This is a genomic window from Pleionea sediminis (genome assembly GCF_007570825.1).
GTDB classification, from domain to species: domain Bacteria; phylum Pseudomonadota; class Gammaproteobacteria; order Enterobacterales; family Kangiellaceae; genus Pleionea; species Pleionea sediminis.
Map to the genome: position 1 here is coordinate 112,495 of NZ_SUNB01000005.1, position 16,751 is coordinate 129,245.

General features: G+C 38.6%; 13 protein-coding genes. 8 read left to right on the forward strand and 5 right to left on the reverse strand.

The features are described 5' to 3' along the window. Positions 1-72 precede the first annotated feature (72 nt). Positions 73-1,224, reverse strand: coding sequence for an alpha/beta hydrolase family protein (locus FAX86_RS17175; RefSeq protein WP_144394712.1), 1,152 nt, complete (start codon positions 1,222-1,224; stop codon positions 73-75). 566 nt (positions 1,225-1,790) lie between these two features. Here FAX86_RS17175 and FAX86_RS17180 point away from each other — a divergent pair. Together FAX86_RS17180 and FAX86_RS17185 are read left to right on the forward strand one after the other, a co-directional pair. Continuing rightward, positions 1,791-2,645, forward strand: coding sequence for a hypothetical protein (locus FAX86_RS17180; protein ID WP_144394713.1), 855 nt, complete (start codon positions 1,791-1,793; stop codon positions 2,643-2,645). A 143-nt stretch (positions 2,646-2,788) separates the two neighbouring features. Beyond that, the gene (locus FAX86_RS17185; protein ID WP_144394714.1) at positions 2,789-3,238 is read left to right on the forward strand and encodes a hypothetical protein; all 450 of its coding nucleotides are present in this window, start codon (positions 2,789-2,791) and stop codon (positions 3,236-3,238) included. Positions 3,239-3,288: 50 nt separating this feature from the next. On the opposite strand, the gene FAX86_RS17190 is transcribed toward FAX86_RS17185, so the two are convergent. Further along, entirely contained in the window at positions 3,289-3,477 is a 189-nt protein-coding gene (locus tag FAX86_RS17190) for a transposase (RefSeq protein ID WP_144394715.1), read from the reverse strand. Between the two features lie 383 nt (positions 3,478-3,860). Between FAX86_RS17190 and FAX86_RS17195 the strand changes: the two genes are divergently transcribed. Beyond that, the gene (locus FAX86_RS17195) at positions 3,861-6,623 is read left to right on the forward strand and encodes a TonB-dependent receptor plug domain-containing protein (protein WP_164503647.1); all 2,763 of its coding nucleotides are present in this window, start codon (positions 3,861-3,863) and stop codon (positions 6,621-6,623) included. 142 nt (positions 6,624-6,765) lie between these two features. Here FAX86_RS17195 and FAX86_RS17200 read toward each other — a convergent pair whose 3' ends face one another. Next, positions 6,766-8,730 (reverse strand): trypsin-like peptidase domain-containing protein, encoded by a 1,965-nt coding sequence (locus FAX86_RS17200; protein WP_144394717.1) that lies wholly within the window; start codon positions 8,728-8,730, stop codon positions 6,766-6,768. Between the two features lie 514 nt (positions 8,731-9,244). Between FAX86_RS17200 and FAX86_RS17205 the strand changes: the two genes are divergently transcribed. Beyond that, positions 9,245-9,802 carry a hypothetical protein gene (locus FAX86_RS17205; RefSeq protein WP_144394718.1) on the forward strand — a complete coding sequence of 186 codons (558 nt, stop codon included), beginning with the start codon at positions 9,245-9,247 and terminating at the stop codon, positions 9,800-9,802. A gap of 201 nt (positions 9,803-10,003) precedes the next feature. Here the strand turns inward: FAX86_RS17205 and FAX86_RS17210 are convergent, their stop codons facing one another. Continuing rightward, positions 10,004-11,476 (reverse strand): Ca2+-dependent phosphoinositide-specific phospholipase C, encoded by a 1,473-nt coding sequence (locus FAX86_RS17210; RefSeq protein ID WP_144394719.1) that lies wholly within the window; start codon positions 11,474-11,476, stop codon positions 10,004-10,006. Between the two features lie 371 nt (positions 11,477-11,847). On the opposite strand from FAX86_RS17210, the gene FAX86_RS22795 reads away from it, so the two are divergent. After that, positions 11,848-12,393 (forward strand): DUF805 domain-containing protein, encoded by a 546-nt coding sequence (locus FAX86_RS22795; protein ID WP_144394720.1) that lies wholly within the window; start codon positions 11,848-11,850, stop codon positions 12,391-12,393. Between the two features lie 212 nt (positions 12,394-12,605). Here the strand turns inward: FAX86_RS22795 and FAX86_RS17220 are convergent, their stop codons facing one another. Further along, positions 12,606-13,655, reverse strand: a complete 1,050-nt coding sequence (locus FAX86_RS17220) for a M23 family metallopeptidase (protein WP_144394721.1) — start codon at positions 13,653-13,655, stop codon at positions 12,606-12,608. Positions 13,656-13,840: 185 nt separating this feature from the next. Between FAX86_RS17220 and FAX86_RS17225 the strand changes: the two genes are divergently transcribed. The 3 genes from FAX86_RS17225 (at position 13,841) to FAX86_RS17235 (ending at position 16,703) form a co-directional block, all read left to right on the forward strand. Continuing rightward, positions 13,841-14,644 carry a helix-turn-helix domain-containing protein gene (locus FAX86_RS17225; RefSeq protein ID WP_144394722.1) on the forward strand — a complete coding sequence of 268 codons (804 nt, stop codon included), beginning with the start codon at positions 13,841-13,843 and terminating at the stop codon, positions 14,642-14,644. A 102-nt stretch (positions 14,645-14,746) separates the two neighbouring features. Beyond that, positions 14,747-16,012 (forward strand): hypothetical protein, encoded by a 1,266-nt coding sequence (locus tag FAX86_RS17230; protein ID WP_144394723.1) that lies wholly within the window; start codon positions 14,747-14,749, stop codon positions 16,010-16,012. 121 nt (positions 16,013-16,133) lie between these two features. After that, positions 16,134-16,703: a hypothetical protein gene (locus tag FAX86_RS17235; protein ID WP_144394724.1), complete on the forward strand. Its 570-nt coding sequence runs from the start codon at positions 16,134-16,136 to the stop codon at positions 16,701-16,703. The last annotated feature ends 48 nt before the right edge of the window (positions 16,704-16,751 follow it).

Below are 16,751 nucleotides of genomic sequence, written 5' to 3' on the forward strand. Positions count from 1 at the left end.
GTTAGTGAGAAAATTCGAAGACACTGCAGGTTGTTGTAAATTCAAACCTGCAGTGCAAAAACGCTAGTACAATTACTCTTGCTCAAAACTTATAAGTTGTGGGAATCTAACTTCAATATCATCAAACGCTCTTGCTGAATCAGCGTTGCATTGAAGTACTTCCTCAAACGCTGCAGTAGTCGCGTAGTTTATTAATTCCCAACCTTTTTCAGACGGCAAGAATTGATTACCACAACCATCAGTACCTAAACGTTTGAACACGCCGTTAACATCGACACCGTAGCTTTCAACTAATGGAATTAAGCCACCTTGCTCTGCCCCGAGAGAACAAAGTTCGGAGTAAATTAAGTGACCTGTGTTACCAATAGCAACGAATCTTTTTGGCGCTGGTGAAGAAGCGTACCCATCGATTTGTCGTCGATGATTGACGACACCATCCAATTCAGAACCAACGATCATTGACGATTTTAAGTATTCTCCTTCCGAAGAACCGCCAGCAGCTAATGGAATGACTGTTCGAACGCCAGGAACAAACCCAAAAGAACCTGCGACGTTTCCGCCTGCACTATGACCCGATACCCCAATTCTATTGATGTCGATATAACCTTTGAGAAACTCAAGGGGTGCGCGAGTTTCTTGCAGGACATCAATAATGTCAATGGTATCTTGCGGTTGATTTGCATTTTGTACGCTAAGGAAATTCTCTTTTACATCTTTCAATTGAATGTTTGGATTGTCTGCGCTTAAAACAACAAAGCCACGGCTTGCCCAGTGAGTAACAATAGGAAGAGATGCCGTTCTAAATGCGGCTGTACCATGAACCAAAATAATAACCGGATAAGGTCCGTGTGCTGTGTCGAGGGGCAAATCTTCATAGCAATCACAAACCTGATCCAAACCACCATCATCAGGTATCAAAGCCGCGTCTGCATCGGGCAAGAATTGTCTTAAGTCATAAACTGTTGGTTCTTGATTCGCTTCACTACCTGCTGCTGCAGGGTACCAAACTTCAGTTATTAAACCGTCAATTTGGACGGTCTTTGAACCAACAGCCCAAGGCCCTCTTTGGCCAGGATTACTTGGAACATCTAGGAGCTGTGTCTCATCACAATCAAACTCAATCGGAACCGGATCAAGAGCACTAATGTCCGGTGGAGGTTGTGTACAACCAACAAGAAGTCCGCTAATGGATAGTGCCGCAACGGTGTAAAAATGTTTATTCATTATTAGTTAACCTTTTATCTCTAGTTAATATTTTTAAGGTTTAAGATTTATTTCACTAGGCAATTTACAGCAAGATAAAAAACTAAAGTAATGCAAACTCAGGGAAATCACGTGGCCTGGTAAATCTCATTTGTTTTTATTTTATTTGCCCGACTACGGAAAAGGGTGTGGATAATACAAGATTGTTTTTTACCCAACGCTTCAGGAGTAAAGATCGAATTAGCTTTCGGATCAAGCTTTTTTATTCTAATACCTTTGAGAGCAGAAATGATTCACCTCTAGAAGCAAAAGATAATATTTTGCGATTAGAAAATCATAAAAAAATGAGGCAGATAATGTTGAGAAATCGTCTGAAACTAAGAAGAAAATAACTAGAATACCCACACCTTTCTCGCGGTGATATCCTCTAAACTTAAAATTTTTGACTTAATTTTATGGAGTTCTGGATTTTCTTCATCAGAAATAAAGATCATAATTTCTGGTTTGGCCAAACGTTACATTTTGACTGGGTTTTAAACTATCGACTAGTATTTATTTTACAGAAATTTTATGTCTAGAGGTTATCAGTGAAATTAGTAAAGATATTTATACTCTTTCTTATCTTATATGCTCAAGTAGGTGTAGCAAAAGATGCTTTCATAATTTTGTATGGAAATGAAATACAACCTAGAGAAGGGCAGGATGTTTCGTTGGTTTGTTATGATAACAAGGAGTACAAAGTAGAAAAGCTTGAAGCCAAAGGTAAAGTCATTGAAAAAATCGATGTTGAACGATATCGTCCGTGGCTAAAGTTGGCCTATGCTGGAAAGTGTACTGGATTGAAAGCAATTAATGCGAAAGAAGCAGAGTTGGATCCGGATTCACCTTTAAACTCTGGTTATCTTGAGCAAGGGATAAGTCTATATACAAAGGCGATTGATAAATATTCCAGATACGATAAAAGAATGAATGACTTTTATAATGAAGTTAAGTCCGATAAATTTAATCCGAAGTTCGAGTCAGTTACAAATAAGTGGCCTTTAGGAGGTGGTGCGTATTTGATTGAACAGTGTTTTAGTGTTTCTGCAAAAACTAAAAGCGAACCAAGTTGGGGAAGGGATTTTGTCTTTGGTCAGAAGTACAAACGAACCATTCTCGATGGTGATTATCAAAAAGTAATAATGGATACTGACTTAAATTTCACTCCGTACTTTTGCGAGTGTGATGAAAATCCACGTCCTACATGTGAGTATATTGATCGGGTCACTGATATAAATGGTAACGGAAAATACGAAATTCGAGAAGGCTATGAAGTACATGAAGGTATGGCTCTCGATTTACTGGAGTTTAATGGAGAAGACTTATCGTCTATATTTCAAATGTGTACAGGAGACTTTGCTTACCCAAAAAACGACTTTAGCTGTAACCAATCGGCTAACTAAAAAGGTATCTGGAGATCTATATTTTAAATTATGAATATTGTTTTGTTTATTGAGTTGTTTTTTCTATCTATGAGTAGAACTGGTATTTATGAGTTTTTTGGGTTCTTCGCGTTAGTGATTGCAGTATAGTTGAGGAAGAAGCTATGGGATTTATACTAGGCGGGTTTGCAGTAGTCGTTATCGAAAGCTTGGTTATATGCTTAATGTTTATGAACTTAAGAAGAGATGGATTATCACCTTTAATTTTAACGCTCTTATGTGCTCCTCTGATTTCTGTTTTAGCGGCATTAATTGTACTTTTAATACTAAGCTTCGGTGTTAACTCATACGCAGCAGCCTTTGGTGCTGGATTTGCTATTCTAGCTGTAGCCTCAATTTTTACTTTAGTAATTAATGCGTTTTTGACGGTATTTGTATATAAGTCACTGAGCAAACAAGTTGGTAATAAAAAGGAGGCTGGTCCAGGATACAATTGGGTTTGTCAGGCATGTGAGACAGTCAATCCGGGTAATGTTGAAAGATGTAATAATTGTAATTGCCCTGCAGAAGCGACACAAAGAGAAATAGCTCGCTATGCATCATCAAATAATTGATAGGGGTATAAAGATAATCATTGGGACACCAATGTCTGGAACTAAGATGTTTACAATGGATGTTCAAAAGTAATACTAGAACGTCCAAAGTTTTTATTCTCAAGCTCTAATTGCTTTATTCTTTGCTCTGCAGTCAGTGGGCTATCCTTTGTTGGCTTCAACTCTGATGCTTCATATTTCCTTCTCCAGTTATAAAGCATTGTTGAAGTGATATCTAACTCTCGAGCTATCTGCTCCATCGAATTTTCGCGAACTCCCAGTTAACTTAACCGTTTCTAATTTAAACTCTTGAGTAAACTTTCGTCATTGTTTCTTTTTCATTAACACAACCTCTGTAGGATATTCTATCCCATCAATTAATGTGTCCGTTAAATCGGCGAAAGATCAGGCATTAAGTTATTTGAAATGTGAAAAGTTATCCTGACCCTAAAGCCCCGAGTATCTAAGTTGTTTATATATTAATCGCTATTAACTGTGAGAAATGTCACAGAATGTGAATATTCAACAAAGCCATTTAAAAAGTTGTATCACGAGCTCTGATTATGTTCACATAAGCCGATTTATATCGTCTTGGGATTCCAGTTTACTTTTAAAGCACCATATCTCTGGGGAGGGGAAAATAGTGGTCAAAAAAAGACCTTTGCCAGCGGCAACGCATAAAGTTGTACTCGCAACTACAATTGCTTGCTTTACAGTAAGTCATCAAGCGTGGTCATCCGACACAGACGGCGAGCAATTAGACAAGAGCACGTCTGTTATCGTTACTGGTCCGCAGCTTAAACGAACTGAAGACGAACGCTCCACCGCAATCATTTCCTTGACCCGTATGGATATGGAAATCAAAGGACACGCCAATCTTTATGAAGCACTCCAAGGCCTAACTATTGCGACTGGTGAAGCTCAAGGGGAGCTATTTGCCAACAGCTATACCCCCAATGCACAAAGTTTGAACTTGCGAGGGTTTGGACCCGGACGTCAGCTCGTCTTGATCAATGGTCGGCGGATGGCCAACTATCCCACTCCCTATAATAATACCGACAGCTTTTTTAATTTTGCTGCCGTACCCACCAGCGCCGTAGAACGAGTTGATATATTAACTGATGGTGCATCTGCGATTTATGGTTCTGATGCGATTGCAGGAGTTATCAATATTGTTCTGCGTAAAGATATTGATGGCTTTGAAATATCCGCACGAGTAGGCGATACCAAAGATGGCGGTGGAGAATCTTTCCAGTTAAATGGTGCAACCGGTTGGTTAAAACGAGGCTTCAACGCCAATATTGGTTTTGAGTGGGATCGGAGAGAACCACTATTTGGTAAAGACCGTAAAGAACTCGATTCAGTCTTCGATGGTCCCAATCCCTCTGGATTGTTCGAGCGAACCATTCTTAATTATGATAACTTCACCGGCAATTATATCGCCCCCCCCAGTTCAACTTCGTGTGATGCACATCCTGAACTTTCTTATGAGTATCATGAAAATAGAGGATATTATTGCGGTCGCGATGCCGCGGGTGATGAAACTATAAGAAATTATCGAGATAGTAAATCCATTTTTGGACATGTTGATTTAGATATCGGCAACACGACCTTGAGTGCTGATTTAATGTATTTAACGATGCGGGCTAAATCGAATAATTTCCGCATGTGGTGGGGCGCAGATTATTTGGGTAATGATGGTGCGGGCAATTGGAACGGCGAATTTAATTATTTCCAACGAGTATTTAGTCCGAAGGAAACTGGACCTCAAGATGTAAGATATGACGAAAATAACTTGGTATTTTTAGTTTCATTAAATGGAGCATTCAGCCGCTTTGATTATCAAGCCGCTATAAATTATAACCGCTATACCTATGACCGTTACACCCCTCAGTTCATATTTGAAGAGATCAATAACTTTTTCCTCGGGACTAATCTTAACTATCAATTTGGCTACCCTGTCATTGGGTCAGGTGATGTCCCAGCTGGAAATATTTATACTTATTTTACTCCCAATCAATTATCCCCTTTAATTGGTAATCAAGTTGAAAAAAATACTTCAAATGTTTTCTCATCGAGCTTTGAGCTATCGGGAGAATTAATGACACTGAGCACCGGTCCTGTACAGTTTTTCAGTGTGGTTGAATTCAACTCCCAGAGCTATGCGATAAATCCTGATGCTCGCTCACTCAATAATGAATGGTTTGGTGGGGGATTTTCCGGAGGTCGTGGTGATCGTGATCAATTCGCACTTGGCGCAGAATTCTATGTACCGTTAATAAAAGAAAGCCAACTTGGTAATTTAGATTTAACCTTTGCAACTCGCTTCGATGATTATCGTGATGACTCAAACGTCGGCGATGCAAAAACATTTATGCTTGGGTTAGAGTGGAGGCCGCAAGATAACCTTTTACTCAGATCGAGTGCAGGAACCAGCTTCAGAGCCCCCGGTTTACATATGTTATTCGCAGATGAAAGCATATCAACTAGTATAGGTGTTGATTTTGACCAATGTGTCAATGTAGATGGTAACTCTTATGAAGATTGTAATAATACATTAGGTTATTCTGAATATAGTGAATTTTTTAACAGTGAATTTCAAGGCAACTTAGATCTCAAAGAAGAAGACGGTGCAAGTTATAACTTTGGTATCGTGTATGAGCCCACCGAAAATCTTTATTTATCACTAGATTATCACTACATCAAATTAAAAAATATTACAAAACGATTATCTGGCACAGAAATGTTACGATGGGAAGCAGAATGTAATCGCGGCGAGAACTTTTCTACCGGCGCAATCGTTGATCCCAACAGTGAGTTTTGTCAATGGGTATTCAACTCAATAATACGTGGAAGCAGCGATACAAACTCCGACTTCGATGGCGATGTTATTTCGATACAAACACCGCCTTTTAATCTTGCTTTGCGTCGTCAAGCCAGCATTGACTCTACCCTAAAATACCGTTTAAAGACGGATAATTTTGGCCTGTTTTTATTTGATGTTGGCTACACTCATATCTTGAAAACAGAAGTTCAAGACGATAAAACCGATCCAGACACCCTGGATAGAAATTATCGCGATAGCCCGTTAAATCCAGAAATTAGAACCCGCACGAATGCCTCTGTTGCCTGGAACTCTGATTCTTGGTTTTCGTCTTTAGCAATGTTCAGAAAAGGCACTTCCATTAACTTTGCAGGAACTGCTCGTATTCATCCGTGGGTGGTTTGGAATGCGACTCTAGGATATCGGCTCGATCGATTCACCAATATCAGAATGGTTGTCAATAATATCGATAATGAGAAACCTCCGTATGATTCAACCTACGGTGTTTGGCCATTTTTCGATCGAGGTCAATATGATGCTGTGGGTACTGAGTTTTTCTTACAGGTAGATCACAAATTTTAGTTGATGAATTTCTTCAATAAAAGGCCACGTTCTAATAATGTGGTCTTGTTTGTAGTGGTCTAATAATTCTGTAGCAAGAGATGCGTGGTAAACTTTAAAGAAAAAATACCGGGAAATCCATGCCATTTTTTCGAAGAAAATCTTATTGATTAATGTTTTCTAAAACCTCTCGAATCCATTTTTGATGAGCGCCACCAAGTGACATAGCTACATTGTGACTGTTACTTTCGCCTCGAACGTGGACGCCAACAATATTGTCTCCCTGAAATATTGGACTCCCACTGTTACCATCAACCGCATCCATTCCATGCCTGAATGAAAGATCGTTAGCTGAATTCTCATCAAATTCTCTTGAACTATGGAATAATAGTTTGTTCGTACCGTTATTTTGAAGGGACTCTCGAAATGCTACTTGATAGGTCGCTTTTGTCAGTGCTTCCATAATTTTATCTTTATTTTGTACTATTGAAGTAAAGATAGTTCCTGCTTTATCTTCCTCATATTTAGTGATTATTCTAGAGTTATTAATCCTGTCTTTATTGATGATTTCGCGCTCAATATTTTCGATATTTGCACTATCGAATGACTTAATAGTCAATCTGGAGATTATATTATTTTTGGTCTCGACGCCTGTAATCTCGCCCCAAGTTCCATCATTTAAACGAATAGCCATACCTTTCAATTCGCTACCAATGTATTCTTCGTCTATGTATTCTTCTATCGTCATATCCTTTTTTATGATACCCATTGATTCGGGATCTTTGAAAGCTCGACTTTCAACCTGGGATAAAAGTTTAGAGATACTCAGGTTTTCGCCTTGCGGTAAAAAATCACTTAAAGCCTCCGTTATGTCAGTACCGAAACTTTCGTCTAATGCTTTTCTAGCCACATCGATAATGGAATTCCAGGTGCTTAAGTTAATTTCTCGGTTAAGATCGAGTGCATCGAGTCTTTTAGCAAGTTCTTGTACGCGATCACCGGCATCTCCAAATTGCCCTACAATAGATGCGGAGGCTAAGGATGGAAAACCAATCAATTCTAATTTTTTATTTCCGCTCGGTGCACTAAAGCTGATATCTTCAACACCATCTACTGGCGTTTCAAGGAACATGATTGCTAAATCATTATCACCTCTAGTTTCCTCAATTGAGCGTCCTTCTGGTTTGACAGAGCGGGCTACTATATAGGTTTTATCGCCAATAAAAACCTTATCGCTAATATTGCCCTCAATGTTGTGAGCACAAGTTAGAATTGCATTAGGCCTAATTAAGTAACCAGAACCATGACTTGATCGACCATCCGCTAGTTTAATGTCAATTAGGACAGATTGACTGGCGCGGTCTTTTCCTTGCGCTCGATAAGGCTTAAGTCTGTTGCTGATTGGATCATTCGCATTAGTGTCGGCATTCTGACCAGATAGAATGACGCCGCCATAATCACCAAGATTACCTGTTCGAAGTGACGTAGCGATAGCATTGCGGCTGTTTGGGGAGAGAGACTTACTCCTGTATCTCTCTGCTGTTCTGAGAATATTGTTTTTGTCATTAGCGTAAGTTTGAGCGAGTAATAATGCTTTTTCTTTAGAAATACCTTTATTTAATTCTTCCTGATAGGCATCGTGAAATGCAATAGTTTGATAATAGCAGTGCAAATCGAAGCTAAAATTGTTGTTAACTAAAATAACATTAGAAAAGTCTTTACCGGCCAATGAAAAGTGACCTGGCTTACCAATTGTACCAGGAGAGAACTTTTGAAAAGGCAATAATTCTGTACGATGCACCAATGTATTACGTTTCGCTAAAATAAGATCCGCAATATCGCTACGATCATTAATAGTAATGGTACTTCTAGTTGAAGAGCGAGAAACCTGGCTTTGTGAGCGAGTTCGAGTCTTATTATTCACTTGTACAATTGTTTGAGTATCGGACTGTTCGACTTTTGTATTAAGTTTGGGCTGGCGAATAACTTGAGTATTCTCTCTTAGCGAATCTTGCGACCGATTTTTGTCTTGAGTGTCGAGTGCTTGATTTTGACTATCTGACTTTTGTGAATCAGGAATTTTTTTGAGGGGTAGAGTGCGTTTTGTTTTACCTTTTAATGCTAGCATGTAAATAGCTTCCTTATAGTTCATAATTGGAAATTACAACTCTTGACTAGGCAGTTCCGCTGATATCACATATAAGAAAATTCAGGCAAAAAAAAACCGACAATGAAGTCGGTTTTTCTATAAAATAGGCTAATTGTTTTCTTATAACTGTGCTAGTTTGCATTTATTAAGCACTAAATTGTTTCATCTGTCAACATCACAATAAAACACCGCAACACCCATGTCTTAAATTCAGGAGATTGATTTATTTGTAGGCCTGCATTTTTTCTACCTTTAAAATGAACTCCTTTAAGCGAAGATTGATATATATGGGCGTCCTGAAATTGTCGCTAAATAAAGCAAGCTTAATATAGTTCAATATTAATATTCCTACATTCCTGAACGAGTCCTTAACAAAGCCGTCTATTTGGTACGCACGATTCACATCGATTGTATGTATTATTACCAAGATTAAATTACATCAAGTAAATGATAATGCTCGCGAATTTTTAGTTAATCTTGTATAGGGAAACGAATGAAAAAATTATCTATAGCTTCTGTATTAGCCGCTAGTATTGTTGTTGCTGGTTGTTCAGATTCAAATAACAATAATGGATCGACTGATCCATGGTCAAAAATAGCAGGCTCATGGGAATCTTCAATATCTATTGAAGGAATGACATTTACATTGTACGCCTATATTTCAGAAGGTTTAATTAAAAGCTATTCTTTTGAGTCATTTGAAAATTGTTATGAGTATGATGAAGCTGAGCTTACTCATATTTCTGGTAAAGAGTACAGTATTGGCGTTGAGTATGAGTATTTGGATTACTTAGATTTAGCAGAAGATTCAAACATGCCAGTTACTCTTCAGGAAGAAGACTTTCCTCTGATAGGACAAGATAGATATGATTTTACAAAAGAAAATAAAAAGCTCAATGTTGTATGGCACTCCACACTAATCAATGATACGACTTATGATTTAGCTGTGGAAAACGAAATAGTGAGTAATTTCACTAAATCTAGCGTTAAAGAACAAGATTTAGTACCTCTGTGTGACTCGATTGCTAGTAAAAAAGTTAAGTTGAAATAGGCAGGGTGTAAATCTAATCAATATTTATACTTGATTGAATATTGAATTACAATCTGTAGAAATGCTGCTATCCGATATAAATAGGATAGCAGTGCTTTAATACTCTTTGCTTCTTTCTGTTTTGATTGCAAACATCTCTGTAAATTGCTTTATGATTTATTGCTCTAATTGAGCACTACTATTAAAGACAATAACCTTCCCTTAAAAATCGCTTTGCTCCCAGTCCGAAACGGCTTCCAAAATCCATTTTTGATTGGAAGCATTGTTACATGGATAGGTTTGTAATTGTGTACCAATCGTGGTGCTGTACGCAGGAATATCAATGCAATACCCACCGCCATTAGAGAGATTTTTAAAGTCACCTTCTAATCGTATACGCCACTTCTCGGAATCTCCACCATCACAATCCCAGAGGTGTGTTTTCTCCCATTTGTCGGCCTTGCCGCCGTCAACATCAATACAATATTGGTTTGCTTGTCTGGGACGTAGTTGTCCTTCAGCGGTGTAGACAAACTGTTGGTTTTGCTGACCATTACAGGTCCATTGGCTTATGGTGCCGCCATTAGAATAGTTATAGGCATGTACGTCGATACACATTCCATTGAAAACTGATTTCATCATAAAGTAACCCGGTAAACTACGACGTTCGCCTACCAGAGGAATATATTCACTGGCCCACCAGGGTGTATCGTTGGGTTCATCAAGATCCCAACTCAATACAGACGTACCATGCGCAACGCCAATGTAGGTAGCGGCATAATCCGTATTATTAAAATCTCCCGCGCCACCCCATACATGCATGAGTTGTTTGTATTCATTCGCACGATTTGCAGTGACTTGGTAGTGATCGCCGAGTTCGACATTTCCACAGAAGAAATTTTTTGAGTTGGATGAAGAAATACTATCTATTTTTTCTGAGAACCCGTCGGGATCGGCGGTGCCAATATAGGGGCAGAAGAAAGTTGCTTGATCATATTTATCGCGAGACTCCAAAGCCTTTCCCATACGATTGTTTGCATCACTGTAATGACCTCCTGTGAGAATCACAATAATCTTTCCTCTTAGCTCTTCAACTGTTGGCCACCCCATATTTTTCAGGGTTGTACGATAGTCAGAACTAAAGCCGGTATCCAAGTGTTGTATTAAGTCACCGTATGTGTATAACTTGTCGCCGAGGTAGCCTTTAATAAAATCGTCTAACAAAACGAGTTCATCAGATTTCCAGGCAGAGGCGGGGTCCCAGCTGGCTTTCATATCAACCACTATGGCTAAGGGTTCCGAGTTTGGATTTTCATCAAGCCAATTCAAGATATCTGTAAAACAGTGTCCCAGTCGATCATCATCCGCAGCGCTACAATTTTTATTGCCCGCATACATACCGTGACTAACAGAAGGACCTTCATCGTTGTCTTCCCAATCTCCTTTATCGATCACATCGAGCTCTACAGATCGATAACCTTTTTCTAGCCAACTTTTAAGACTACTGCCATAGTCGTAGGTATTATGCGGTTGGATATAATATACCTGGTCAAAACGAAGGTCGTTAGTGACACCATTTGCTTTCCATCCTGGTGAATAAGTATCTGCATAAGTTGGCAACAAGAATATCAATGTGCATATAGAAAAAAATAGATGGCCGAAAGTTTGAATTGTCTTTTGTATTTTTATTTTCATTCGTCAACCTTTTTTAAACGTTAGTGAAATGAATTAAAGCCAATTAAGTTTCAATTGACGTTTTTAGTAAAAAGATCACTCTTGAACTGCCCTCCGGAAAAAGTTGGACTGCCGAAAGGAGGTTCGAAATTACTCTAAAGTTGAAATGTGCAAAAACTATGAAAATTTTGAGCTAAATTATTGACTTAATGAGATTTTAGATATTGATGAAACACTCATTGGGATATCTTTTTGGGATTAAGAGAATTTCTTTTAGCTTTCTCTTTGTTGAACTCTTTAGTACTTAAGTAATTTAGTGTGATGAAGCTTTGAGTAATGTCGACTTTTAGTCTACTTTTTCTAAACGAAGTATAAAATTTATAGTGGGCTCTATGTCTGACGCAAATCCTTACCAATCACCTGATTCAAACCCCAAGTTAAATGGCGACGTGTGTGAAAAAATGGAGTTCTTTAACGTTAGTCAAAGAATTGGTCGGGTGAGATATTTGGCTTATGCCGGTGGTTACTATGGTATTTTCATCATTCCATTCGGGTTAAGCGGCGGTTTTTTGGCGATTCCGAGTTTGGAGATTGTTGGAATGATACTTGCTGTTATTACTTATATAGGTTTGATTGTTGCCTTAGTCATCGTTCAAATACGGCGCTTACATGATCTAGATAAATCTGGTTGGTATTGGCTTATCAATTTGATTCCTGTGATTAATATTATTTTTGCATTATACGTATTATTTGCGCCGGGCACTCAAGGCTCTAATCAATTTGGACCTAAACCATTACCCAATAATGGAGGTACTTGGGCTGCGGCTTTCGTGATTCCTGTCATTACGATAATCGGTATTTTGGCTGCTATTGCTTTACCTGCATACCAGGATTATGCAGATAGAGAAAACACGACTCAAATGGAAAGACAGAGTTAAAAGGACTGGGTCACTTATATTTTAAGTCGCGCCACTTCATATTGATATTTTATTATCAATAGCGTATTTCTGCTCACGCTTTTGGGCTCTGCGAAGTATGTTTAAGATTAGAGTGTAAAGTGACGTATATGCACCCTAATAAAAGATAATTTGAACGAAGACTTAAATTTCTATGGGTGCTCTTTTTTCTAGGGTGTCAAGCTTAAAAGCTATTATACCGGAGAGTATTCGACACGACTTCCTCGAGTAATAATCGCATTTTTATCGACGTATGTATTATCGATTCGTATATTATCAAACTTGATTGGTAAGCCCATAGCGCTGAAAAAGTCTGATGTGTCTTGTAGGTGAAAGTGCAAATGAGGTTCACTTGAATTTCCAGAGTGACCACACAAGCCAATAAGCTCTCCTTGTTTAACTTTATCGCCTTTTTTAAGTGGAATACTTCCTTTAATTAAATGAGCGTAAAAGCCAAACTCTCCCTCTGCATGTTTAATTACGATATGATTTCCTGCAATGCCTCGCGTAAGAAAGTCCATGACCATGTAACCAACAAAAGGCGCATCGCCAATATTGTTGACTACCGAGATGACTTCTCCATCCGCTGCTGCTCGGATCGGTTGCTGATAACAGTAGTAGTCTGATAGTTGATTTCCTTTGCCAGAATGTCGATTGTATTCAGAGTCAGCTTTGACAAAGTCATACGCATAGCGTTGATTTAATACGTCCCAGGAATGTGATGTATTAGGTGTGTGACCACCATGATAGACAAGCCATTCTCCATCGACAGGCAGCCGATAGTTTACTTTAGTCTTATAGTTAGATATTTCTGCGCGCATCGCACTGACTCGGACACTTGTTTTGCTTTGCCCCAAAATCATCCGAAATTGTTGAACCAGTAGGAAAGGGTTGAATAATGTCAATAAAGTTGAACCATAGAAAGTGATGTAAGGTATGGTTTTTCCCAATATTCCCCAGTTCTTATAAGGGCCAGGCAGGGGCCAGCTGTAGGCTGGATGAGGTTCTACACTTCCTTTCTCTGTGCTTTTTTTAATGAATAAGTATTGATACGTTTTTAAAATAACGACATACAACGCACATGCGACAAGCATATCTATCCGCAAAGACCAGTTCTCACCAATGGTTCTTTCTAAAACCATGAATAATCCCACGGATAAGACGACAGGAATTAGCCAATTGAATACTGAAGAACTAACAGGCTTATTACTGTTACTCTGGTCTTTGGGATTGACTTCGGACATTGGTCATCGCTCATTTTCTGGCAGGCGCCTATGGCCACGCTGCTCGGAGGTCATCGTTGAATTAAATTACTGCTTCCTCCTTAAAAAGACAATGATTCGACAGTGGGTATTACCTAGGTATCATGAAGTGATACCTTTGTGGACAAATATATGTCCTTTTTCAAAATATTCGACTAGAATTGAGGATGTTTAAATTCAAATGGGCAAAGACTGTGTCCAGCATTAACCAGAAAACTGTTGAACGATGTCTGAAAGAGATAAAAGTCGCCTTAAAAAATAAAGGGATTAAGTATTCTGATATTGCGGAACGACTTAATCTGTCCAATGTAACGGTGAAGCGCATTTTAAATCAAAGCGATATTGGTTTGGATAGACTAATTACGTTAGCTGATATTGCTGGATTAGATGTTGTACAGTTGATAAAAAACGCCAGAGTATCGCCACAAAAACATTACCTATTTAACGATGTTCAAGATAAAGCATTTTTTGATAATGAACATTTGCTTCATTATTTTTCTGAGCTTTTCTATTTCAAGAAAACACCGGAGCAAATTCAGAGGGAAAATAATCTGACTGATATTTCTACCTATCGTTATTTAAGAAAACTTGAAGATATTGAATTGATTAAGTTACTTCCAGAAAACAAGCTTCATTTTCTATGTAAAGCGCCGCTTGGGTTTTCTGCCAACAGTCTTGTGCTAAAACAAAAAATAACGAATCATATTAAATCTACTTGCGATGCTGTTTTGTCGAAAAATGAAAATGAATATTATTTTATGAGAGTCAAACCTTTGCGTGTGCCGGAGGGATTTTATTTGCAGATGATTGAAGAGCTAAAAAAAGTTGTTGACCGGTATGCAGAGATAGCAGAAGTGGCTTACATATCACAATCTAACCTACCTGAATTTCAAGTAACCATTGTTGGTCATCCTTACAATGCGGAAGGCTCTGAATTTGAACCGATTGTCAATGTTGACTCGTTCAAATAGCGAATGTATTTCGACAATACTATAATAGTACCAAAAGCTATTCTGCTAGTATTTTTGTTAAACAAATCGTATTTCTGGTCAATATACTGAGGATACTAATTAATGTTTAATTCAATAAGGATATCTGTCCTGATAGGACTTATCTTGATTTCTGGATGTGGACCAGAGCAAACCGATGATGAAAGAATATTAGAAGAGATTGATGCGACTTCGGTTCATTTGATGCTTGGTGCAAAAATATTAATCGTTAATCCCAATAATGACGAAGATATTGCTCAGTTAAAGCAAGACCTCATCGAAATACTGGCAACGCAAGAGGGTAACAAGCCTCCTGAACTTTCCGTTACAGAAGTCATTCAACTCGCAAAGATCGCTTTTAAATTAAAAGGCTATGGCGAAGATGAATTAGCCTTGGGTCGAGACTCGACATTAATTTTTATGCCGGCTGCGGGCGATAAAGATGATGCAACGAAACTGACTCCGAAACAGGATCATGGGCTATTTTTAATATTGCTAAACTTGATGAAGCTAAATCCAGCGACTCCCATGCTCATCACGAAAGAACAAATGCTCTATGAGGCATGGATGGCAGACGATGTGAGCTTTGATAACAAAACATTAGACTCAATGCTACGCGCGGCTCAAGTTTCAGCTTTCGCCTCTAATGAGTTTTGTGACTTTGCCAGCCAGCAGGCGCAGTGGTTTAAAGAGAGTAAATTAGGTGTTACCGATGCGAAGCGTGTTATTGCTGAGCTAGCCATTTTTACGACGGCGCTTGGCAGGGCAACAGCACATGCTCCGGCCGCTGCCGCGCAAGTTTTAGCCGTTGTCATGGCGCCAAAAATTATCGAAATATTACCTAATGCCTTACGACTTCTTGCTCATGTTAATACAGCTAAGTGCTATGAGAGTAAAGGTAACGAATCAGCGGCTATGCAACAAAAGGTCTATGCGATTGATACGCTTGAAGCTTTGGGAGCGCCTAACGCGGAGCTTGCTTTATATCGTGCGAGTTTGGCTTACAAATCAGATGATCTAGATGGTGCCGCTAGTCATTTAAAAACAGCAGCGAAGAGCAAGTTAATTGATGAGAGAACTCGACAGGATATGAATAAGCTTGCAGAAAATATCCATGATCCTGAAGATGGGTTAGTCAATAAATACCTCAATAAGTTCGATATAACCTTGGCACTCGTATCTATCGTCAATCAGCGTTTATCCGATGAAGGCGCCTATGATAAATTGAAAAGTTCGAGACAATACCAAAAGCTGAAGTTGATTATTGAGAAGCTCTCATCCAGCTCGAATAATGATGAAGATGAACCGTCGTTGTTAGATCGAGGAAAAAAGCTAATGGACGGTATATAAAGAAAGGAGAGTCGGTAAGTAACGGAATATTGAATCACCACTAACTCTGCATTTAGTGACATGGATTTAAACCCTTAAACAAAAACAATTCGTTAGAGTCTATTTTTAGTTGGAGTTATGTGTGAGGTACAAAGTAGTCATCTTTCTCGGACTGATTTTTTATCAATGTACATTGAGTGCAGATGTCGTCCTTAAGGAAGATCTTTATTATAGAGATGGCGTTACGAAATTTATCAAAGCTAAGCCCAGAAGTTTGAGTCAATTTAGGGCTGAATTAATTCAAAAGTCCAAATCTATTTATTTAGGAGAAGTAACCGCTATCATTGAAGAGCCAGAAAGATTGCCTACAGGAGATCTTAGACTCATAAAACGAGCCTATGTCGAAATCGATAGAGGGTGGAAGAAACCAAAGAAGAAGACCATAAAAATCGATGCAGTGATTAACTTAGAAGGAAAAACAGTCGCAAGTTATGACTATGCATTGAAAGTTAGTCACACTTACCTGTTCTTTGAAAACAGTGTAGGAGTATATTGGATTGTACTGTTAGATAATCCGAAAGATCCCGCCTTGGGTTATAGTTATGACTTCAGGAACACAAGTACATACCAACTAAATGTAAAATATATCAACGATCTAGGAAAGCCTCATTGGTTATATGCTGGTGGAAATTTTATTCTCTCCAAAGATTAATGGAGCTGAATGTTTTCAGTTCAATGCATGCAGCTTAAAATCACCCTC

Coding starts and splice junctions, on each gene's coding strand:
- FAX86_RS17175 (WP_144394712.1), bottom strand. CDS start 1,224: ATGAATAAACATTTTTACACCGTTGCGGCACTATCCATTAGCGGACTT.
- FAX86_RS17185 (WP_144394714.1), top strand. CDS start 2,789: ATGGGATTTATACTAGGCGGGTTTGCAGTAGTCGTTATCGAAAGCTTG.
- FAX86_RS17190 (WP_144394715.1), bottom strand. CDS start 3,477: ATGGAGCAGATAGCTCGAGAGTTAGATATCACTTCAACAATGCTTTAT.
- FAX86_RS17200 (WP_144394717.1), bottom strand. CDS start 8,730: ATGCTAGCATTAAAAGGTAAAACAAAACGCACTCTACCCCTCAAAAAA.
- FAX86_RS17205 (WP_144394718.1), top strand. CDS start 9,245: ATGAAAAAATTATCTATAGCTTCTGTATTAGCCGCTAGTATTGTTGTT.
- FAX86_RS17210 (WP_144394719.1), bottom strand. CDS start 11,476: ATGAAAATAAAAATACAAAAGACAATTCAAACTTTCGGCCATCTATTT.
- FAX86_RS22795 (WP_144394720.1), top strand. CDS start 11,848: ATGTCTGACGCAAATCCTTACCAATCACCTGATTCAAACCCCAAGTTA.
- FAX86_RS17220 (WP_144394721.1), bottom strand. CDS start 13,655: ATGTCCGAAGTCAATCCCAAAGACCAGAGTAACAGTAATAAGCCTGTT.
- FAX86_RS17225 (WP_144394722.1), top strand. CDS start 13,841: ATGTTTAAATTCAAATGGGCAAAGACTGTGTCCAGCATTAACCAGAAA.
- FAX86_RS17230 (WP_144394723.1), top strand. CDS start 14,747: ATGTTTAATTCAATAAGGATATCTGTCCTGATAGGACTTATCTTGATT.